Raw genomic sequence first — 21285 nt, forward strand, 5'->3', positions numbered from 1 at the left:
TGTTCCTTCGTTCGGGCTGGGAGAGCTGGCGGAGTGGCTTAACACGACGTCACCGAGTCGGAGATGCCGTCGACGGTGACGACATAGGTCTCGCACAGGCCCGTGTACCACGGGGGTCCACCGCCGTCACCTCTCCCGTCGGAGCCGACCGTCATGGTCTGGGAGCTCCAGTTCGTGGCGTTCTCGGTGATCGTGTAACTTCCGGGCGCGAAGCCGGTGACCGCGACCGACAGGACCCGGCAGGTCCCGCCCAGACGGACGTCGGGAGTGTCGCAGTTGCCGGCCGGCGCGGACACGCTCGTCAAAATGGCCTCGACCGTTCGCGCGTCGGCATTGCCGCACTTCTGCGCAACGTCGCTGTAGAGCCGGTCCGTGCTGGTGGCACCCTCGGACACGGTACGGACCTTGATACAGGCCTGGTCGCCGCCCTGCGTGGTGGAGATGGTCTTGCTGGTGGCGGTCGTCCACGAGCTGCCGTCCTGATATTGGACGGCGAGGACCGGGCGTCCGTTGGCCGCGGGGGTGCCCCAGCTGAAGCCCACCGACATATAGCCCCCGGAGGCGGTGATATTCGTGGGCTGCGCGGGTGTCCCGAACGGGCGGACGCCGCCGACGTCGGCCGACTTGCCGAGGATCTCGCCCGCCTGGTCGTCGCGGGTGACGGGCTTGACCGTCACCGTGTAGGGCCCGTTGTTGGCGCTGAAGGTCACGTCGGCGGTCGTCGTGCCGGCACCGACGGTCTTGGCCGGGCCGCCGGTGCTGGTGACCCGGTACTCCACGATGTCACGACCGCCGTCGTCGGCGGGGGCGTCCCAGGAGATCCGCGCCGTGCTGTCGCCCTCGCTGACCTTGGTGAGGTTGCGGACCTCGGAGGACTTGTCGTAGGGGTTGACCTTGTCGGAGGGGTCGCTGGGCTCGCTGAGACCCGCCCGGTTGCTCGCCTGCACCGTGAAGGTGTAGTCGTGGCCGTTGTCGACGTTGAACACCGTCTGCGTGCCACTCACCTGCTTCGGTGACTGGGCGGCGCCGTCGACATTCATGGTGACCTGGTAGCCGTCGAGGTCGTCGCCGTTGTCGTCGGGTGCCGACCAGCTGACGGTGACGATGCCGCCCGCGACGCCGTCGTCGGCGCTGGCCACCGCGGTCGGCTTGGCGACGACGGCGGGCACGCCGAAGGCCTTGTCCGGCTGCGAGGCCTCCGACCAGGCCTGTTTGCGGGCCTCCTCGACGATGTCGTTGACGGCGCGGATCCGGAACTGCCTCATCTCGCCGTTGGTGAGACCGTTCCACTGGAAGGAGGTGGTGCCGGCCGCGACCGTGCGGGCCTCGGCGGTGCCGAGCAGGGCGATCTCGTAGAACTTGATCGGCGAGCCGACGTTCTGCGGTGGCGTCCACGTCAGCTCGAGCTGTCCGTCGCGGTGGAGATAGTCCTGTACGACGGTCGGGGCAGCCATCATCTCGGGCACCCGGTCGGGGGTGACCGACTCCGAGGCGGGACTGGGCTCGCTCGGCCCGACCCGGTTGTGGGCGGTGACGGTGAACTGGTAGGTCTGCCCCGGGGTCAGCCCGGTGACCTCACAGGTGGTGGCCGCACCACAGTCCCGGGACCCGCCGGACCACGCCACGACGTACTTCTCCACGGGTGCGCCCTTGTCGTCGGCCGGCGTCCAGTTCAGCGTCACGCTGTCGTGGGTCGCGCTGGAGACGGCCGGCCGTCCCGGCGGGTCCGGCGCGGCGACGACCACGATCTCGGCGCGTGCGGTCACGTCGCGGTCGGGACGCCCGGAGCCGTCGTGGACCACGAACCTGACCGTGATCGTGCCGGCGAACCGGGCGGCGGAGGTGACGGTGACCCCCGAGCCGGCGGCCTTGGCGGCGCCCTCACCGCTCTCGACGACGGCGTCGGAGACGGTCAGCGGCTCTCCCTCGTAGGGATTGACGGCGTAGTCCCCGATGTCGAAGGAGACCGGCGCGCCCGCCTCGGCCTCCAGCGGCCCGATCTGGCTGACCGTGACCAGCGGCTTGTCGCTACTCACGATGGTGACATGTGCCGTCCCCTTCCCCGAGGCGCCACCGGGGTCGGTGACCGTCAGCGGCACGTCGCTGACGTCGAGGTCGGCCACGCCGTCCTTCGCCTTCAGCACCAAGGTGGCGCGATCTTCGACGCGCGCCTCGACCTTGTCGGTGCTCTGGGCCGTGAAGGCCAGCCGGGGCAGGTCCTCCGCATTGGCGTCGGCGGCAGCGGCGGCCAGGTCGATGCGCTTCTCCTCCGCCTCGTCGCCGCCGACGAGTTGCACGTCCACGTCCCGCAGCGTCGGCGGCTCGTTGCGGGTGGCGATCACGTCGATCGGGATGGTGAGCAGCGAGGTCAGCCCGGTCGCATCGTTGAGGTCGGCGCCGTCGGTCACCTCGAAGGTGACCGAGGCGCGGCCCACGAAGTCGGCGGGAGCGGTGATCACCATGCGGTCCAGCGCCGTCACCTCCACACCACCGGCGAACGGCGCGGTCTCGACCGCGTCCGGCACGGTGACGATCGGCGAGCGCCCCGCCCGGACCAGCACGTGGTCGGCGAGCGCGATCTCGCGGGACTCCCCCGCCTTCATCTCGACCGGGACGGTGGTCGGGTCCAGCACCGGGGGGACGTCGTCGGTGCCGCTGACGAAGACGAAGCCGAACGACTCCTGGTCCTCCGCGTCCAGCACGCGATAGACGACGACCTGGTCCTCGGCGGCGAGCACCACGTTGAGCTTGTCGTCGACCACCGAGCTGACCCGCGGGTCCCAGGCCTCGATGCGAAGATCCTCGCGGCGGCCGTCCAGGTCACCGTCGTTGTCCAGCACGTCGACGGTGATCGTCTCGCCGGGCGTCTTCCCGGCGATCTGGGCGAGGGCGGCCACGTCGTCGCGGGTGGTGGGGGCGTAGAGCGGCGCGTCGGCGCTGGCGTCGATGGTGAAGCGGGCGGTGTCCATCGCGCCCAGCTCGTCGTTGATCTCGTAGCTGAGCGTGGTCTGCGCCTTGGCCGCTCCCTCGACCGGCGGGACGGTGACCACGACGAAGTCGTCCTCGAGGCTCGCGGTGGTGCCCTCGCCGAGTTTGAGGTCCTCCGAGAGCAGCGGTGGATCGCCGTCCGGATCCGCGTCGTTGGTGAGCACGTTGTAGGCGATGACCCGGTCCGGGCGCACCGCCAGCTGGTCGTCGAGCGCGACCGGGCTCTGGTTGGTGGCGGCCCGAGGCGCGACGCCGACCCGGATCGGTACGACGCCGCGGGCTCCGTAGCGATCGTGCACCTCGGCCTCGAAGACGTCGGTGCCGGTGGCCTCGTCGAAGGGCTGGTACTCGATCCAGTCCAGCCCGGTGTTGACGACCCGGCCGAGCTGCGGCGCGCTGACCAGGCCGGAGAGGGTGACGGCGTCGCCGTCCGGGTCCGAGCCGGACAGGCCGAGCTCGATGCGCACCGCTCGGTCACCGATCGCCCGGGCCTCGACGGCCTCGGGCCTGGGCGCCGCATTGTCCTCCGGGTCGTCCGGCTTGACCGTGATGACGACCTCGGCGTCGTCGCGTTGCCCGCGAGCGTCGCGCACGCCGTAGGTGATGCGGTACTCCCCTGCCTGGTCCGGCGCCTTGAACCGGAGCCTGGTCCCGGAGACGAAGAGCGCGAGGTCCTCGGGCTTGACGAGGTCCTGCTGCAACAGCAGCAGGTCGTCACCGTCGGGGTCGACGTCGTTGCCGAGCACCGCGACGCTGCCGACCGCGCCTGCCCGGACGGTGACCTTGTCGTCGGCAGCGACCGGCGGCCGGTTCGCCACCGTGAGGGTGCCCTGTCCTACGGTGACCGTGCCGGCCGTGGTGTTGGGCCCGTCGGTGACGGTGTAGCCGATCGAGACCGGCGCGGTCAGGTCGCGGGCCGTCTCGACGCGGAGCAGCCGGTTGCGCAGCAACGAGGCCTTGACGCCCGAGCCCGGCGGCACCGATACCGACGTCACCGCGAGCACGCCCGCCTCGGGGTCGGTGTCATTGGCGAGCAGATCGAGCAGGGCGTGCCCGCCCGGCGGGATCAGCCCCTCGTCCCTCATCGCCACCGGCGGCAGGTTGGTCTCGCTCTTCTTCAGCACGTCCAGCCGCACGAACGACTGCGCCTCGGCACGGTCGGTGTAGGCGCCGTAGTCCAGGTAGTAGGTGCCGGGCTGGGACGATCTCGCCTGGAAGAGGCCCGTCAGCGGGTCCTGTTGGATGTCGACTCCGCCGAGGCCCGGGACATCGCGCAGATGGAGCGCGGTGCCGTCGCGGGAGGAGTCGTTGGCCAGCGGCGCCACCTGGATCCACGAGCCCGCCAGGCCGACCGCGCGGTCGGGGACCAGTGCCGGCGGCACGGCGGTGCTCTGGTTGACGTTGACGGTGACCTTGCCCGAGGTCACACCGTCGCCATGGCCGTCGGAGACCGAGATGTCGATGGTCTTCGTCCCGGCCTTGCCGTCGTCGGTGTAGTCGATGACGCCTTCCGGGCGGAAGGTGACGGTGCCGCTCTTGGCCGTGGCGGACTGCAGCACCAGGGCATCGCCGTCGGCGTCGGTCCAGTCCGGGAGGACGTAGAGCGAGGTCCGCTGGCCGCGGCCGAGGGTGATCGCGGTCTCGCGCGGGACGTCGCCGTCCTTGACCAGCTCCGGAGGCCGGTTGTCCTCGAGCGGCGTGATCTGGACCCGCAGCTCGGCCTCGTCCGTGCCCGCTTCGCGGCCGTCGGTGACGACATAGCTGAACCGGGCCTCCTTGCCGGCGTCGTTGGCGCCGAACTGCATCTGGATCTGGGTGCCGTCGCCGACGATCGCCACCCGCTCGGGCTCGGGACCGCCGAGGTGCTTGATCTCCTCCACGGAGGAGACCGTGAGGATGTCGCCGTCGGCATCGACGTCGTTGCGGACCACCGGGAGGATCGACTCCTGGCCCGGTCTGGCCCCGAGCACGTCGTCGCGGGCGATCGGCGGATGGTTCTCCTCGGTACGGCGGACCTTCGCCTCTTGTTGCGGGTCCGGGTCCTCCTGCTGCTCCTTCTTCACCTTGGGATCGACGTCGTCCCAGTTCTCCACCCGCGGCAGGCCCTCTTCCTGCACCAGCCAGGAGACTCCGGAGAGGGTGTCGTTGAGTACGACGACGTCGCGATTGCGCCGGAAGGTCAGCGTCGCGCTGCCGGCGACTCCCGGGATCTTCTCGGCGTGGACGTCGTCCCCGTGCACGCGCACGTAGGCCTCGGCGTCGGGGTCGGCCCAGGCGGCGTGGACGTAGCCGGCGTGCACGAGCGGAGCCGCCGGCGGGCCGTCGAATCCGCCGCGCACCGACTCGAGGACACCGCCGTCGAGGGCACCGCGCAGCAGGTCGCCACGAGTGGCGACGTAGAAGGAGTCGCTGGCCGGGCCGGGCTGCTGCAACCGGATCGAGAGCGGGTCGTCGGTCTCGACACGCAACGGATCGGCGCCGGGCCGCAGCAGCACGCCGGTGTCGCGGTCGAGCACCACCGGGCTGCTGCCGACAGCGGTGACCGCGAGTGAGGTGCCGACCTTCGCGCCGAGGTCGCGCGGCTCGCCGGGGTCCGGGAGACCGGCGGTGACCGCGACCGGGGTCACGGTGTGCTTGCCCTGGTTCACGAACCAGGCGGTGCCGTCCTCGCCGACGGCGACGGCGCCGTTCCGGCCGACCCTGACGTCGGGCTCCAGCTCCGGGGTGAACCCCGAGACCGTGTCGGCGGTGCGGACCCAGCCCGCCCCGGTCTCGGTGTCGAGGATGGCGACGGTGTCGCCGCCGAAGGCGGTGGTGGCCGTGGCCGGTAGCTCGATGGGGTCGTTCGCGCGCCCGGCGGCGACGTCGATACGTCGCAGGCTGGCCCCACCCGAGCGGACCGCGAGGAACACCGTGGCGCCGTCCTGGTAGACGTCGAAGTCGCCGGAGTCGGACTGGATGGCCAGGTCGAGCTGTCGGATCTGCGCGTTCAGCCGGCCGAGCAGGTTGCGACTCGGGTCCTGGTTGGTGACCCAGACGCTGCCGTCGTTGAGGTCCACGTCACTGATCGGAGTGCCCTCGGCTCGGGTGGCGAGCACGACGAGTGCCGAGACGGCCACGGCGAGGGAGACGCCGGAGGCGATCCGTCGGGTCCGGCGGGCCCGACGGCCGGGGCTTCGTAGCGACGACAGGCGGGGCACCCTCATTCCTCCTCACCTCCGATCCGGTCCAGCAGCGGAAGGTGGTGGGGTCGGACGATCCGGGCCGCCACGACGTACTCCACCAGGCGTGCCCGGCGACCCGTGGCCAGGCTGCCGGCCGCTCCGCGCAAGCCCTTGACGCCTGCTCTGGCGTACTTGTCACAGACGTTGTCGAGCTTTCGGTTGAACGTGGTGGCCGACCAGCCGAGGCGGCGCGCGGCGGCGACATTGGTCGGAATGTCGCTGGGTCCCGTCCCAGCACGACGCAGCGTGTTCTCCGCCAGCGCCAGCAACAGCCGAAACTGCGAGGGCGTCAGCTCCACGTGCCCGAGGGTGCGCCCGACCGTGGCCTCCGCGGCCTCCTCGAGGACCTGCATGAACGCCGCCTCCGCCGAGCTGACGGTCAGCTCGTACGTCGTGCCGCCGGCCGTGAAGAGCACCGCGAGCGCGGGCAGCACCATCGGCAGTCGTGAGCCCGGACCGAGCCAGGACTGCAAGGTGCCGGCCTCGCCGCTGACGGTGACCGAGAGCCGGGAGCCGACATTGGCGATCCACCAGAACCCGTTGTCCCAGAAGAGCTCCACGATGCGGCGGTGCAGGAAGGCGTTGTCGTCGTCGACTACCAGATCCGCCTCCCGGCCGACCGAGAACCGGCGGGTGCGATCGACGCGGTACTCCTCGCCGCAGAACTCCACGACGAGCGACTCGCCCTGCTCCGCCTCGGCCGGCCCCATCACGCGGCCCCGGCGCAGATCTGGTCGCCCGGCAAGGAGGTGGCCGAGTCCGCCCGCACCACGACGGCCTGGGCGCACACGACGGCCCCGGCAGTGGCCCTCACGTCCAGGCGCGGCACGTCCAGGTCGGCGACCGGCTGCGGCTGGTTGGCGATGCTGTAGCTCACCGCGTAGTGATCACCCGGCTGCGGCGCGGGGTTCACCCAGGTGAACGTGACGGTTCCCGGCCGCGAGGTTTCGGCGGTGGTCGCCGTCGGCGGGGCGACGTAGGTTCCGGGGGCGCCGAGCGCGTCGGGTTCCACACTCTCCTCGAAGGCGGCGCGGCTCTCGGCGTCGGCGCCGCCGGAGTCACCTCCGCCCAGCAGCAGCACGGTGCCGGCCGCGACCGCGACGACGGCCACCGCGCCGATGCCGAGCAGCAGTCCCCGGCGACCTGGGCGGTCCGGTGCCGCCGGCTCCTCGGTGGCCCTGGCGCCGCCGATCACCCGGGGGCCGTAGACGGTGTCGAGCGCGTGGCCTGCCGGTGTCCGGAACTGCTCGGTGTCGTCGGGCACGGGGCTGACGAAGCGAGGCTGCAGCAAGGTGCCGTGCCGCTCGAGCGCCTCGGGCACGATGATGGAGACCGGACGGATGTAGGTGCGTTGGTCGTCGGTCTCGGCCTGCTCCGAGGCGGCGGCGGAATCGAAGACCTCGATGCGGGTCTGCGCCAGCCCCAGCTCCGCCTGGACGTCCTGCAGCAGCCCGGCGAGGGCGAAGGCGGATGCCGGCCTGTCGTCGACCCGCTTGGCCATCCCCCGGGCGAGCAGGTCGTTGAGGGAGTCGCCGACGTCGGCGCGACGGATCCGGCCGAGTGGTTGGCGCTCGATGCGGTTCATCAGCGTCGGGTTGTCGTTGGCGCCGCCGGCGACCTCGAAGGGCGAGCGTCCCGCCAGCAACGAGTAGATCGTCGCCGCGAGGGACCAGACGTCGCTGCGTACGTCGGCCGACGGGCTCTCGGCGAAGGATTCCGGGGGCGACCACGGCACCGACAGGCCGTAGCTGACCTCCTCCTGACCCGCCGTACCGGCGATGCCGAAGTCGGTCAGCTTCGGGGCGCCGAAGGCGCTGGTGAGCACGTTCTGCGGCTTGATGTCGCGGTGCAGGATGCCGGCTCGGTGCGCGGTCTCCACCGCGCTGGCGATGCGGATCCCGGTGTCGAGCACCTCGGCGACACCGATCCGCTCGGTCCGGAACCTCGGGGACAGGCCGGGCAGGGAGCAGTACTCCATGACCAGATAGGGCCGGCCGTCCTCGGCGACGTCGGCCGCGTAGATGGCCACGATCGAGGGATGGCCGGAAAGTTGCGCCATCACGTTGGCCTCGGCCTGCAGCTGGGTCATCCCGGCCCCGGCCGTGACCGCCTCCCGGAGCACCTTGATCGCGACCCTGCGGGCAGGAAGCTCCTGCTCGTAAAGGTAGACGTCGGCGAAGCCGCCACCGCCCAGGTCGCTCACGTAGCGATAGCCGGCGATGGCCGGCGCGGCCAGCCTGGTCTTCACGGAAGGGTCACCTCGACGCAGATGCCGTCCGAGATCTGCAAGATGTCGCCAGCTCTTACGGAGGTCGCCAGGCCCTTCGGCAGGGGCGTGCCCACGCCGCCTGGGCGGCGTAGCACGGTGCCATTGGTCGAGACGTCGGTAACGGTGAGGCCACCGTCGACGACGCCGAACTCCAGGTGGGTGCCGGAGACATAGGGGTCCTCGATCACGACCAGTGTCGGGAGCGTCGCGCTCGTGGTGTTGGTGGCTCGCGGCGAGCGGCCGACCAGGACGGGGCGGTCGACGTCGACCTCCTTGCCGGTCGAGAAGACCAGCCGGGCGACGACGACCGGCGCATCGGCTGCCTGCCGGGTGCCGGCTCGCCGTGCGCGCAGCTTGGCGAACTCCTCCGGCGTCATGGTGTGGTCCTCGGGGTGGTCCTTGGGGTGGTCCTCGGCCGAGGCCGGCCCGGCGCTCGGCTCGGAGACGATCTGGTCGGGTTCGCGGACCGCGGCATCCTCCGGGCGGCGACCGGCGACCGTGGCGCCCCACAGCTCGTCGTAGCGAGACTCGTCGGCCTCGAAGATCGTGGCGGCCGGATCGACTCCGGCCGGTGCCGCGCCTATTGCGGCTGGCTCCCGGTGCTCCTGGAGCGCCGGTTCGGGTTCCGGTTCGGGTTCCGGCTCCGCCGCAGCCTCGGGTTCCGGCTCGGACTCTGGTGCGGGCTCGGCTTCCGGCTCGGGCTCGCGATCCAGCGCGTCGCCCACCGTGATCGACGAGGCCAGCACCACGGCCGCGTCGGCCATCAGCTCACGCGCGTCCGGGGCCGCGGCCGCCGTACTGATTCGGGCTCCGATGTCGCCGCTGACCGGCAGGCGGTGCTCGGACCAGGTGCTGACGTCGGCGCCACGCCACTCGACGGCACCCTCCTCGCCGGCGACCTCCACCACATAGTCACCGCGCACCACCGCCCGGATCTCGCCGTCGCGCCACATCACGACGGCGAACCGCGGCAGCCCGGTGAGACGACCACCGCCCAGCGCGTCCAGCAGAGTCAGCACGTCGGGGTCGGTGTCGAGCTGCTCCCAGAGCGCCACGAGGTCGAGGTGCGCGGCATCCTCGACGAGGATCGCGACGCCTGGTCGGACCAGGCCGACCGCGCTGCCCACGCGGTAACGGATCCGCGTCATCCTCGACTCCCGCGACCGGGGATGGTGTCCTCGCTGGCCGCCAGGCCACGGCCCGCGGTCTGCTCCTGGACCACGCCGCCACGGACGTCGATCACGACGGCGGTGGCGTTGTCACGACCGCCCGCGTCGACCGCCTGCCGGATCAGCGCGGCAGCGGCAGCGGCGGCGTCGAGATCGGTCGCGAGCGCACTGGCGATGAGGTCGTCGGCCAGCTCGGAGGTCACGCCGTCGGAGCAGAGCAGTACCCGCGAGGCTCCCTCCACCGGGATGAGCGAGTAGTCCGCCGGCGCCTCGGCGATCGCACCGAGTGCCCTGGTGATGACGTGCCGGTCGGGGTGGGTGGCGGCCGCCGCGGCGGCCAGCTCGCCGGCGTCGATCATCTCCTGAACCAACGAGTGGTCGTGGCTGAGCTGGTCGAGCCGGCCCTGCCGGAACTGATAGGCGCGCGAGTCGCCGATATTGGCGAGCAGCCAGTAGGCCACGTCGTCACGGACGACGTAGACCAGCGCCACCATGGTCGATCCGGGAACCGGCCCCTCGGCTGGCGCGATCGCGGCGATGCGCTCGCCACACAGCGCGATGCAGCGCTGCACAGCCTCCGCGTCGACGCTGGGCGAGTCGGCCAGTTCCGCGAAGCTGCTCGCGACGATGGCGCTGGCGACCTCGCCCGCCTGGTGGCCGCCCATGCCGTCGGCGACGAGAAAGACCGGTGGGCGCAGCAGCCAGGAGTCCTGGTTGACCGTCCGGGTCCGGCCGGGATGCGAGCAGGCGCCGGCCTCGAGCCAGATGCCGCTCGAGCCGGCCGTCGGCGACCAGGGCTCGACCCTCTGGACCGTCATGGGGGCTCCTCCTTGGGCGGTGCGGATCAGCGGCCATGCCGGACCGTAGTGGCGTGGTGCGCCACCGAACATGGGGACTGCTCCCCACCGGTACGTCGCCCTTGACCCACCGCCGAAGAAGTGTGGAACACCCGATCACCCCGGTCGAGTCGCCCTTTTGACCGACACCCGACCCGCGACCGACGACCCGAGGAGCCGGACGAACCGGCTCAGCCGTCGAGGAGCGAACCGAGCGGGACCCCGTGCTGACCGGGCACCCAGACGAGGGTGTCCGAGCGCAGTCGTCCCTCCTCGGCGTACCCCCGCAGCTCGGCGATGCTGTAGGGGCCGTAGGTCGCCTCGCCATGCCAGACGAGCCACTCCCGGGCCGGCGAGGTCGCGGTGTTCGTCGCGTCGTAGGGCCCGGTAACGGGCCGGCCCGCCCCGGTAAGGAGGACCAGCAGCCAGGCCAGCAGCGGGAGCGACACGGTGAGCACCGGCCAGGACCACGCCGCGAGGAGCCAGGCCTGACGGGCGGGCAGCGGGCCGAGGCCACCGATGCCGGAGCGCCAATAGAAGTCCACGATGAGACTGAGATCCGCGCCCGCGCTGAGGTCCCAGACGCAGAGTCCGGCGGTCAGCAACAGGAACGCCACACAGAGCGCGCCGCAGACGTGGAGCGGGGCGCGGCGGGTGAATCCCAGCGGTGCCACCACGACGGCCAGGCAACCGATGAGACGAAGCCCGGTCTCCGCCGACCACCTGAGGTCCCAGCCGTAGTCGACGCTCAGCCAGACGCCGGCGACCGCCGCCAGCAGGCACAGCAGCCCCCACCCCAGCATCACCACGGCGCAACAGACCGCTAGGCCGTGATTCCTACGCACACCCCCATCGAAGCCTCGTCGAACCCTCGCGGTCAATGCCCGCCGTGGTCGGCAAAACGGGCGACAGGCCCCGGCCGATTCGCTGCTAATGCGGTGGATCCGAGTCAGCCGGTGACTCGGATCCACCGCACTCGGGAAGTGCTGAGGAGTCAGTCGGTCGAGAGCTTGACCACGGCGTGGGAGACGCCGTCGTCGACCCAGGCGCTGAAGCCCAGCCCGGCGAGCGGCTCGAGATTGTCCGCGACCTGCTTGTCGCCGGAGGCGAGCGCCTTGAGAGCCACGTCGAACCCGTTGAAGTTGACGTAGAGGACGACCGTCGACTTCTCCCCTTCGGGGACGACGTCGGTGAACGCCTTCGCCTTGCCCAGGCCGCCGTCGTCGGCGACCTTCTCGCGGAACTCGGGATCGAAGCCGAGCACCACCGCGTCCTCGCCCTCGTCGGTGTCGAGCAGACCCTCGGGGACATAGTCGCCGTAGGCCGACTTGAGCTTGTCGATGACCGAGCCGATCTCCTCGGCGTCGCCGTGGAGCTTGATCGCGATCGGCAGGTCGTCGGGCGAGGAGGAGTTGACCAGGACCTCGGGGTCGATGCCCGGGCCGACCGCCAGCGCGACGGAGTCGCCGAGCAGCTTCTCGATGTCGCCGGGCAGCTCCAGGCCGGTCATCTCGCTGAGCTGGTCGAACAGCGTCGAGGGGTCGAAGCCGTCGCCGCAGGTGGCCTCGATCTGGTCGACGATGCCGTCGACCCAGCCGTCGGCGAGCGAGAAGCCGATGGCGGCGGCCACGTCCTCGGGCAGCGTGGTGATGGCGGTCGAGGTGGGCGTGGAGCCTTCGACCCCGGAGTCGCCGACGACGGCCATCTCCAGGCCGCCGTCGCTGAACCGGATCGTCGCGGCGGCGCCGCCGAAGTCGGCGAGCTTGCTGCGGGCCTGGTCCAGCTGGGTGGAGTCGGTCGCACCTGCGCCGCAGGCGGTCAATGCGCCGAGCAGCGGGTCGCTGCTGTCGGGGTCGGTCGGATAGGAGGTGTCACCGCTCAGGTCGCCGAAGAGGGACTCGCAGTCCTCCTTGGTGAAGTCGTCGGAGAGCATGTCGGGGGTGCAGAACTCGGAGGGGTCGACCTGCGCGGGCCCGACCTGCGGGGTGAGACCGCCGCCGAGGTCGCTGGGCAGCGACTCGAGCTGGCTGGTGATGCTGTCCATCTGGGTGGCCAGGTACGGGCCGAGGGCGGGCGCGGCGTACGCCGAGAGGATGCCCGCGTCGCCGACCCGGTCGTTCCACTGCTGGTAGTCGGGGTCGTCGGCCAGCGAGCCCTTCTTGGCGTCGGCCACCACCTGCTTGGCCTCGTCCTGAGTCTCGGCGATGACGATCCAGTCGCCGTCGACGACATAGCCCGCCTGGTCTTCCGCGGAGTCGTCGCAGCCGAGGAGTTTCTCGATGCCGTCCTCGGCCTTGCCGGCGTCCTTGGTCTGCACGACCACTACCGGCTTGGGCTTCTCGGTGCCGACCGCGGCGATGGCCGCGCGGGAGCCCAGCCAGGGCTCGATGTCGTCGGACCAGTCGAGGTCGCAGTCGGTCTCCTTCTTGATCTGGTCGAAGATCCACTCCCGGACGTCGTCGTCGACGTGGATCCCGGTCTCCTCCTCGAAGGCCGGGAACTTGTGCGCGAGCTTCAACGCGGCGATCTTCTGCCCGCCCGAGGGGTCGAGGTCGATGCTGGCGTAGGCGAGGGTGTTGTCGGGCAGCGCCTCGGCGGGCTGGTCGCCGGTCTTGAAGAAGGACACCGCCGCCCAGGCGGCGACGCCGCCGCCGACCACGAGCAGCGCCGCGAGGCCGCCGCCGATGAACCAGCCCTTGCCGATCTTGCGAGGCGGCTGACCGGGAGCCGCTGCCGCGGCGCCGAAGTCGAGCTGCTCGGGCGGCTGACTGGGCGGCGGCTGGTTGGGCGGCGGGGGTGGCGTCGGGGGCAGGTTGCCGGACACGTCGGACACGTGGCACTCCTCACGTGGGGTCACTACTGGACGGGGAGCCTACCCCGCGGAGGGGACATCTATTCCTCGTCGGACGAATCGCCGGCCGCCCGGGCCGGCACCATGAGATAGACCACGCACAGCACCACGAGGGAGGCCAGCGGGAGGGCCGTCCAGGCCGCCCACCCGGGAGTCGTCAGGCCGCCGTCGAGCGCGGTTCCGTCAGCGGCGGTGGCCGCCGCGGCGGCCGGGGCGGACGGCCCCAGCTGCAGCCCCACCCAGAGCATCAGGCCGGTGGCGAGCACCGACCCCACGATGACGCCGACCAGCGTCGGCACCTCGGTGGCTCGTGGGATCAGGACCGCCGCCAGGCCCAGCACCAGGCCGGCGATCGCGGCGATGACGACGAAGCTGCCGGTGGCCGCGAAGATGGTGCGCTGGCCGGCGTCCCACTCGTCGGGGTACCAGGTGTGGTCGTAGACGACTCCGCTGGGCGCGGTGTAGCGGCTGGCCCAGATCCAGCCGCAGGCCGCGCCGACCGCGGCGTAGCCGACCGCGATGACCGCGGCCCAGGTCACGGCAGGTCGTACGGCGGCGGGCACGTCCTCCAGGATGTCAGCCCCGATCAGCTGCCCAGACACCCGGGTCCCAGCAGCTGCTTGAGGTCGGCGAACAGCGCCGGGCTCGGGGTGACCCGCAGCCGGTTGTCGAGTCGCATCACCCGGGTCGCCTCGCGGGTCAGCAGCCGCAGCCGCACCTCGGTCACGCCGGGGTGGGTGCCGAGCACGTCCTTGAGCTGCTGCACGGTCGGCGGGGTGCAGCGGGTCGCGGGCAGGCTGATCACCACCGGGCCGGAGGGGGCACCGGGGCCGCCCGTCAGATCGGGGACGGTCACCTCCTGGCCGCGCAGCTGCGGCGTCTCCCGCTCCTTGTCGAGGACGCCGCGCACCCGCAGGATCGCGTCCGGGGTGAGATAGGGGGCGGCGAGCTGGTAGCTGCTGGGGAAGAGCAGCACGTCGATGGCACCCTCGAGGTCCTCCAGAGTGACGGTGGCCCAGGGGTCGCCCTTCTTGGTGATCTTGCGCTGCACGCTCGTCACCAGGCCGGCGACGGTGACGCTCTGCCCGCTGGACCGGTCCTCGTCGGTGAGCAGCGAGCCGATCGTCGCATCGGTGCCATTGGCGAGGACGTGCTCCAGGCCCAGCAACGGGTGGTCGGAGACATAGAGGCCGAGCATCTCCCGCTCGTGGCCGAGCAGCGTCATCTTCTCCCACTCCTCGATGTCGGGAATGGTCACCGAGACGCCGAAGCCGGAGTCGCCGTCCAGCTCCCCGAACAGCGAGTCCTGGCCGATCGCCTCGTTGCGCTTGATGTCGACGTACTGGTCGACGGCGGCCTCGTGAACCGCCACCAGGGCACGGCGACGGTGCTTCATGTCGTCGAAGGCGCCGGCCTTGATCAGCGACTCGATGACCCGCTTGTTGCAGACGGTGGCGGGCACCTTGGACAAGAAGTCGTTGAAGTCGAGGTAGCGGCCCTTCTCCGCACGCGCCGCGACGACCGCCTCGACGACATTGCTGCCGACATTGCGGACCGCGGTCAGGCCGAAGCGGATGTCGTTGCCGACCGCGGCGAAGTCGGCGAACGACTCGTTGACGTCGGGCGGCAGCACCTGGATCTTCATCCGGCGACACTCGGAGAGGTAGATCGCCATCTTGTCCTTGTCGTTCTTGACCGAGGTCAAGAGCGCGGCCATGTATTCGGTGGGGTAGTTGGCCTTGAGATAGGCGGTCCAGTAGGTGACCACGCCGTAGGCGGCGGAATGCGACTTGTTGAAGGCGTAGTCGGCGAAGGGGACCAGGATCTCCCACAACGTCTTGACGGCGGCCCGGGAGTAGCCGCGCTCCAGCATCCCGGCCTCGAAGCCGGCGTACTGCTTGTCGAGCTCCTCCTTCTTCTTCTTGCCCATGGCGCGGCGCATATTGTCCGCGGCGCCCAGCGAGAAGCCGGCGAGCACCTGCGCGATCGCCATGACCTGCTCCTGGTAGACGATCAGGCCGTAGGTCTCCCCCAGCACCGGCTCCAGCGCCTCGGCGAGCTCGGGGTGGATCGGCTCGATCGGCGCACGGCCGTTCTTGCGGTGCGCGTACTTGTTGTGGGAGTCGGCGCCCATCGGCCCGGGCCGGTAGAGCGCGGAGACGGCGGTGATGTCGGCGAACTTGTCCGGCTGCATCGAGCGCAGCAGCGCCCTCATGCCGCCGCCATCGAGCTGGAAGACGCCGAGGGTGTCGCCGCGGCCCATCAGCTCGTAGGTCGCCCGGTCGTCGAAGGGCACCTCCTCCAGCACGATCTTCTCGGCGCGGTTGGCCTCGATATTGGCCACCGCGTCCTCGAGCGTGTGGAGGTTGGAGAGGCCGAGGAAGTCCATCTTGACCAGACCGAGCGACTCACACGTCGGGTATTCGAACTGGGTGATGACCTGGCCGTCGCCCTTGGGGTCCATCAGCGGCACGATGTCGATGAGCGGCTCGCTCGACATGATGACGCCGGCGGCGTGCACGCCGGTCTGCCGGATCTGGCCCTCCAGGCCGAGTGCGGTCTGATAGATCGTGCGCACGTCGGGATCGTTGTCGTGCAGCGTGCGGAATTCGCCGGCCTCGGCGTAGCGCTTGCTCTCGGGGTCGAAAAGCTCCTTGAGCTTGACGCTCTTGCCCATCACGTCGGGGGGCAGCGCCTTGGTGATGCGGTCGCCGATGGCGAAGCCGTGGTCGAGGATGCGGGCGGCGTCCTTGATCGCGGCCTTCGCCTTGATCCGGCCGAAGGTGGCGATCTGGGCGACCCGGTCGGCGCCGTACTTCTCGGTGACATAGGCGATCACCTCGCCGCGGCGGTGGTCGTCGAAGTCGATGTCGAAGTCCGGCATCGAGGGCCGCTCGGGGTTGAGGAAACGCTCGAAGAACAGACCGTGCTCAAGTGGGCACAGGTCGGTGATGCGCAGCGCGTACGCCGCGATGGAGCCCGCCCCCGAGCCGCGGCCCGGCCCTACCCGGATGCCGTTGCGCTTGGACCAGTTGATGAAGTCGGCGACCACCAGGTAGTAGCCGCAGTAGCCCTTCTGACTGATGACGTCGAGCTCGTAGTCGGTGCGGTCGCGGACCTCCTGGGTGAGCCTCTCGCCCGGATAGCGCGACTCGATGCCGCGCCAGACCTCCTTACGGAACCAGGACTCTTCGGTCTCCGAGGGCGGAATGTCCGCGCGCGCCATGTAGCCGCCGGTGGACTCGACGAACTCCACCTCGCAGCGCTCGGCGATGTCCAGGGTGTTGTCGCAGGCCTCGCGCATCCCGTTCTGCTCGGCCCACAGCTGCCGCATCTCGGCCGGGGACTTGATGTAGTAGCCGCCGCCGTCGAACTTCAGTCGCTTGGGGTCGGCGAGCCGCTTGCCGGAGGCGACGCAGATCAGCGCATCCTGGGCGTCGGCGTCCTCGGGGTTGTTGTAGTGGGAGTCGTTGGTGGCGATCGGCGGGATGTCGAGCTCCTTGCCGAGGCGCAGCAGGTCCTGCCGCACTCGACGCTCGATGTCGATGCCGTGGTCCATCAGCTCCAGGAAGAAGCTCTGCTTGCCGAAGATCTCCTGGAGCTCGCCGGCGGCCCTCCTGGCCTCGTCGTACTGCCCGAGGCGGAGCCGGGTCTGGATCTCGCCGGACGGGCAGCCGGTGGTGGCGATGATGCCCTTGCCATAGGTCGCCAGCAGCTCGCGGTCCATGCGGGGCTTGTAGTAGTAGCCCTCCAGGCTGGCCCGGGACGCCATCCGGAAGAGGTTGTGCATCCCCTCGGTGGTCTCGGCGAACATCGTCATGTGGGTGTAGGCGCCGCCGCCCGCGACGTCGTCGCCGCCCTCCTCGGCCGCGTCGCCCTGTCCCCAGCGGACCTTGCGTCGCTCGCTGCGGTGGGTGCCGGGCGAGATGTAGGCCTCGATGCCGATGATCGGCTTGACGCCGTACTTCCTCGCCTTGGACCAGAAGTCGTAGGCGCCGTGGAGGTTGCCGTGGTCGGTCATCGCGATGGCCGGCATCCCCAGCCGGGCGGTCCGCTCGAACAGCCCGTCGAGCAGCGAGGCGCCGTCCAGCATGGAGTATTCGGTGTGGACGTGAAGATGGACGAACGAGTCCTGCGACGTCACTCGAGCCCTCCTTCTGGGGTCGCCAAGGAAGCAGTACGACGGCTCACGCCGACGAGGGAGGGGAAGGACCCTCAGCCTACGTGAACCCTCCTGACGCTGCACCATGCCACGCGGCACCGACAGTCTCGGATCACGACACCGGCTCGGCGAGCTCCTGGGCAGGGCGCTCAGCCGAGATCGGCGAGGACCGCCCGCAGCGCGGCCCGGCGGGCGTCGAGGTCGGCCTGGTCGCGGTCGACCTCGGCCATGAGCTGATCCAGGAAGGCGCGTGGCGAGTGGCCGAGCCAGGCCATCTTGAGGTCGGGCTGCTTCTCGTCCGACAGCGAGCCGTCGGTGTGCTCGAGCTCGACCAGGCCGTGCTTGCGGTAGAGCGCGCGGGCGGGCGTGTTCGACTCGAAGACCCACAGCCCGAAGCCGCCCGGCTGAAGCTGCTTGACCAGCTCCAGCAGCGAGCCGCCGACGCCCTGGCCGGCCAGCTCCGGGCCGACGTAGAGGCCGCTGAGCCAGCGCGGCTCGACGGAGGCGAAGCCGCGAATGGCGCGCTGAGCGTCGTGGCCGACCTCGGCGACCCAGACCTGTCGCCGGGTGAGGTCCCAGGAGGCGATGTGGCCGCGCACCTCGTCGGGGAGGCGGGCGATGGGTGGCATCTGCGGCACCGCGGCGGCGCGGATCTCGAGATAGAGCTCGGCGACGGCGGGCAGCTCCTCGGCCGAGGCCAGCCTCAGCACGACGTCAGTCGGCATGGCGGATCACCTCCAGCGCGTGCGCGAGGTCGTCGGGGTACGGCGAGGCGAACTCGACGTACTCCCCCGTCTCGGGGTGCTCGAAGCCGAGGCTGACGGCGTGCAGCCACTGTCGCTCCAGGCCGACTCGGTGGGCGAGCACCGGGTCGGCACCGTAGGTCAGGTCGCCGACGCAGGGATGTCGCAGCGCGCTCATGTGGACCCGGATCTGGTGGGTGCGCCCGGTCTCGAGGTGGATGCGGAGCAGCGAGGCGAACCGGTGCGCCTCCAGCGTCTCGTAGTGGGTGACGCTGTGGCGGCCGCCGTCCATGACGGCGTACTTGTAGTCGTACTTGGGGTGCCGCCCGATCGGCGCGTCGACGGTCCCCTCCAGCGGGTCCGGGTGGCCCTGCACCAGGGCGTGGTAGATCTTGCGCGGGGTGCGGTTGCGGAAGGCGTTCTTGAGCACGGAGTAGGCGTGCTCGGACTTCGCGATGACCATGACGCCGGAGGTGCCGACGTCGAGGCGCTGGACGATCCCCTCCCGCTCCCGGGCGCCCGAGGTGGAGATGCGGATGCCGGCGGCGCGCAGGTGCCCGACGACGGTGGCACCCTTCCAGCCGGGGCTCGGGTGGACGGCCACGCCGACCGGCTTGTCGATCACCACGATCGCGTCGTCCTCGTGGATGATCCGGATGCCCTCGACGATCTCCTCGTGGATCTCCAGCGGGTCGGCCAGTCGCGGGATGGTCACGTCGAGCAGCGCGCCGGCGCGCACCCGGTCGGACTTGGCGACCCCGGTGCCGTCGAGGACGACATGGCCGGCCGCGATCAGGTCGGCGACCCGGCTTCGAGACAGCCCGAAGAGGCGGGCGATCGCCGCGTCGACCCGCTCCCCCTCCAGGCCGTCGGGGACATAGAGGGTGCGCTGCTCCCCGCCCTGCTCCGAGCTCACCTCGGCCGCGGCTCCCGCGATCCGTCCAGCCGTACGCCGCGCAGCGCCTGGATCACGATGAGGGCCGCTGCGACGTCGATGCAGACGTCGGCGAGGTTGAAGATCGGCCAGTGCGGCAGCATCAGGAAGTCGACGACGTGGCCGCGGAAGACGCCCGGGTCGCGGAAGAGCCGGTCGGTGAGGTTGCCGGTGATGCCGGCCAGCAGCACACCGAGCGCGATCGCCCAGATGACGCCGTGGGCGCGGGCAGCGAACCAGATGACCACCAGCGAGGCGAGGATCGCCAGGCAGGCGATGGCCGGCGTGAAGGAGGTGCCCAGCGAGAACGCGGCCCCGGGGTTGTAGGTCAGCCGCAGCTGCAGCAGCGAGCCGACGAGCTGCTTGTCGGGCTGGTCCGTCAGGTGCTCGACGGCCAGCGCCTTGCTGGCCTGGTCGAGCAGATAGCAGACCAGGAAGGCCGCTCCCGCGAGGACGGGGAGCCGTGGGCGTCGCGGCCGGCTCTGGCTCTCGGCCTCGCCGGACTCGCCGCCGCCTGTGTCTATCGACGTTCCTCGCGCTGCTTGCATGGCAGGCACAGTGTGGCACGGGGGAAGGCCATCAGCCGCATCTTGCCGATCGGCTCACTGCACGACTCGCAGACGCCGTAGGTCCCCTCGTCGATGGCCTGCAGCGCCCGCTCGATCTGAAGGAGCTTGTCCTTCTCGGAGTTGACGACGCTGAGCTCCTGGTCGCGCTCGAAGCTGGTCGCGCCCATGTCGGCCTGGTCCTGGCCGGCGCCGTCGCCGGAGTCTCTCATCAGGCCGTTGAGCTCCTGCTCCTGGACGGCGAGGAACGCCATGGAGTGCTCACGCATCTCGTGAAGCTCCGCGACCACCTCGTCGAGCTCCGCCCTGGTCCAGGGGGGCTCGCCCTCCTTGACGACCAACGACTTGAGGTCGACCTTGGTCGCGGTTGCTGCCTTCTTCGCCACGCTGCTCCCCTTCTTCGTCCCCCGTCTGCTCCCCGCCGGGGGCTCGGTCGCTCCGGAACGAGCACGAGAAGTGTGCCCGGTCGGTTCAAGCGGCGTGACGTCGGGGGTCTTCCTGGGTCGAGCCATGACTGCCCTCCTTGGCGAGGCGCGGTGGGGCGCGCCCACGACGTGCCGTGCCGGGACAGTAACCGGCCGGCGAGCCGCGCTCAACCAGCCACACCGCACCGCGGAGCCGGAAAAACAGCACCGGCCGGCCCCGTTCGGGGCCGGCCGGTCAGCGGTACGTCGCAGCGAGGAGGTCAGGCCTCTTCCTCGCCGAGGATGGAGCGCAGCCGCTTCGGCGCGGGGGCGTCGTCGCCCGAGGCCAGCTCGGTGCCGCCGCCGGCGTTGAGCGCCTCGAGCTGCTGGCTGAAGTAGCTCTTCAGCCGCGAGCGGTACTCCATCTCGAAGGAGCGCAGCCGCTGCACCTCGCCGTCGAGCTTGGCCTGCTCGCGCTCGAGGTCGCCGAACAGCTGCTGGCGGCGCTCGGCGGTCTCGGCGTCGAGCATCTGGGCGCGGGTGCGGGCCTCGGCCTCCATCCGGTCGGCCTTCTGCTTGGACTCGCTCTCCAGGCGCTCGGCCTTGGTGCGGGCCTCCCCGACGATCTTGTCGGCCTCGTTCTTGGCGTGCTCGACGAGCTCGTCGGCGTTGCGGGTGGCGATCTCCAGCAGCTTCGCCGCGGCACTGGAGGCCTCGGCGACCGTCTCGACCCGGAGGGTCTCGGGGGCCGCCGGCGCGGCGGCCGGGGTGGCGGCGACCGGCGCCACGACGGGCTCCGGCTCGGGCTCCGGCTCGGGGGTGACCTCGACGACCGGCTCCGGCACGACCGGCGCGGGGGCCGGCGTGGCGAAGGATCCCTCACCCGTCTGGGCCGCGGCCAGCTTGGCCCGGAGATCGTCGTTCTCCTTGGTGAGCCGGGCCAGCTCGGCCTCGACCTCGTCGAGGAACTGGTCGACCTCGCCCATGTCGTAGCCCTCGCGGAGCCGGACGGGAGTGAATCGCTTGTTGCTCACGTCCTCTGGCGTCAGCGGCATGACCTCACCTTTACGTTGTTCGGAATCAAACGGACTAGCCAGTGTGGCAGATGGTGCTCAGTCGAACTCTAGCGCCTACCGGGA

Annotated in this window: 14 protein-coding genes; all 14 read right to left on the bottom strand. The window is 70.8% G+C overall.

Annotated elements, in window-relative coordinates:
* Positions 1 to 38 precede the first annotated feature (38 nt).
* The gene (locus QM595_RS06675; protein ID WP_415170756.1) at positions 39 to 6194 is read right to left on the bottom strand and encodes an Ig-like domain-containing protein; all 6156 of its coding nucleotides are present in this window, start codon (positions 6192 to 6194) and stop codon (positions 39 to 41) included.
* Positions 6191 to 6922 carry a hypothetical protein gene (locus QM595_RS06680; RefSeq protein ID WP_415170757.1) on the bottom strand — a complete coding sequence of 244 codons (732 nt, stop codon included), beginning with the start codon at positions 6920 to 6922 and terminating at the stop codon, positions 6191 to 6193. The genes QM595_RS06675 and QM595_RS06680 overlap by 4 nt, the downstream gene beginning before the upstream one ends.
* Positions 6922 to 8460 (bottom strand): serine/threonine-protein kinase, encoded by a 1539-nt coding sequence (locus tag QM595_RS06685; RefSeq protein ID WP_415170758.1) that lies wholly within the window; start codon positions 8458 to 8460, stop codon positions 6922 to 6924. Before QM595_RS06685 ends, QM595_RS06680 begins: the two co-directional genes overlap by 1 nt.
* Positions 8457 to 9629 (bottom strand): FHA domain-containing protein, encoded by a 1173-nt coding sequence (locus tag QM595_RS06690; RefSeq protein ID WP_415170759.1) that lies wholly within the window; start codon positions 9627 to 9629, stop codon positions 8457 to 8459. Before QM595_RS06690 ends, QM595_RS06685 begins: the two co-directional genes overlap by 4 nt.
* Complete coding sequence (locus QM595_RS06695) at positions 9626 to 10468, bottom strand: PP2C family protein-serine/threonine phosphatase (RefSeq protein ID WP_415170760.1); 843 nt, start codon at positions 10466 to 10468, stop codon at positions 9626 to 9628. The genes QM595_RS06690 and QM595_RS06695 overlap by 4 nt, the downstream gene beginning before the upstream one ends.
* A gap of 209 nt (positions 10469 to 10677) precedes the next feature.
* Positions 10678 to 11289, bottom strand: a complete 612-nt coding sequence (locus QM595_RS06700) for a DUF4339 domain-containing protein (protein WP_415170789.1) — start codon at positions 11287 to 11289, stop codon at positions 10678 to 10680.
* A gap of 191 nt (positions 11290 to 11480) precedes the next feature.
* Positions 11481 to 13319, bottom strand: a complete 1839-nt coding sequence (locus tag QM595_RS06705) for a DUF3352 domain-containing protein (protein ID WP_415170761.1) — start codon at positions 13317 to 13319, stop codon at positions 11481 to 11483.
* A 59-nt stretch (positions 13320 to 13378) separates the two neighbouring features.
* Complete coding sequence (locus QM595_RS06710) at positions 13379 to 13939, bottom strand: hypothetical protein (RefSeq protein WP_415170762.1); 561 nt, start codon at positions 13937 to 13939, stop codon at positions 13379 to 13381.
* On the bottom strand, positions 13924 to 17481 hold the full coding sequence (dnaE, locus tag QM595_RS06715) for a DNA polymerase III subunit alpha (RefSeq protein ID WP_415170763.1): 3558 nt from the start codon (positions 17479 to 17481) through the stop codon (positions 13924 to 13926). Before dnaE ends, QM595_RS06710 begins: the two co-directional genes overlap by 16 nt.
* Positions 17482 to 17648: 167 nt before the next feature.
* Complete coding sequence (locus tag QM595_RS06720; RefSeq protein ID WP_415170764.1) at positions 17649 to 18224, bottom strand: GNAT family N-acetyltransferase; 576 nt, start codon at positions 18222 to 18224, stop codon at positions 17649 to 17651.
* Positions 18214 to 19158: an RluA family pseudouridine synthase gene (locus QM595_RS06725; RefSeq protein ID WP_415170765.1), complete on the bottom strand. Its 945-nt coding sequence runs from the start codon at positions 19156 to 19158 to the stop codon at positions 18214 to 18216. Before QM595_RS06725 ends, QM595_RS06720 begins: the two co-directional genes overlap by 11 nt.
* Complete coding sequence (gene lspA / locus QM595_RS06730) at positions 19155 to 19724, bottom strand: signal peptidase II (protein WP_415170766.1); 570 nt, start codon at positions 19722 to 19724, stop codon at positions 19155 to 19157. Before lspA ends, QM595_RS06725 begins: the two co-directional genes overlap by 4 nt.
* On the bottom strand, positions 19697 to 20128 hold the full coding sequence (locus QM595_RS06735; RefSeq protein ID WP_415170767.1) for a TraR/DksA family transcriptional regulator: 432 nt from the start codon (positions 20126 to 20128) through the stop codon (positions 19697 to 19699). The genes lspA and QM595_RS06735 overlap by 28 nt, the downstream gene beginning before the upstream one ends.
* A 299-nt stretch (positions 20129 to 20427) precedes the next feature.
* Entirely contained in the window at positions 20428 to 21201 is a 774-nt protein-coding gene (locus QM595_RS06740) for a DivIVA domain-containing protein (protein ID WP_415170768.1), read from the bottom strand.
* Positions 21202 to 21285: the final 84 nt, after the last annotated feature.

It is taken from the genome of Nocardioides sp., from assembly GCF_047607185.1.
Classification (GTDB): Bacteria; Actinomycetota; Actinomycetes; order Propionibacteriales; family Nocardioidaceae; genus Nocardioides.

What these genes read in the sequence shown, in the direction of transcription:
- QM595_RS06675 (WP_415170756.1), bottom strand. Translation starts at nt 6,194, where the DNA reads ATGAGGGTGCCCCGCCTGTCGTCGCTACGAAGCCCCGGCCGTCGGGCC.
- QM595_RS06680 (WP_415170757.1), bottom strand. Translation starts at nt 6,922, where the DNA reads ATGGGGCCGGCCGAGGCGGAGCAGGGCGAGTCGCTCGTCGTGGAGTTC.
- QM595_RS06690 (WP_415170759.1), bottom strand. Translation starts at nt 9,629, where the DNA reads ATGACGCGGATCCGTTACCGCGTGGGCAGCGCGGTCGGCCTGGTCCGA.
- QM595_RS06695 (WP_415170760.1), bottom strand. Translation starts at nt 10,468, where the DNA reads ATGACGGTCCAGAGGGTCGAGCCCTGGTCGCCGACGGCCGGCTCGAGC.
- QM595_RS06700 (WP_415170789.1), bottom strand. Translation starts at nt 11,289, where the DNA reads ATGCTGGGGTGGGGGCTGCTGTGCCTGCTGGCGGCGGTCGCCGGCGTC.
- QM595_RS06720 (WP_415170764.1), bottom strand. Translation starts at nt 18,224, where the DNA reads ATGCCGACTGACGTCGTGCTGAGGCTGGCCTCGGCCGAGGAGCTGCCC.
- lspA (WP_415170766.1), bottom strand. Translation starts at nt 19,724, where the DNA reads ATGCAAGCAGCGCGAGGAACGTCGATAGACACAGGCGGCGGCGAGTCC.
- QM595_RS06740 (WP_415170768.1), bottom strand. Translation starts at nt 21,201, where the DNA reads ATGCCGCTGACGCCAGAGGACGTGAGCAACAAGCGATTCACTCCCGTC.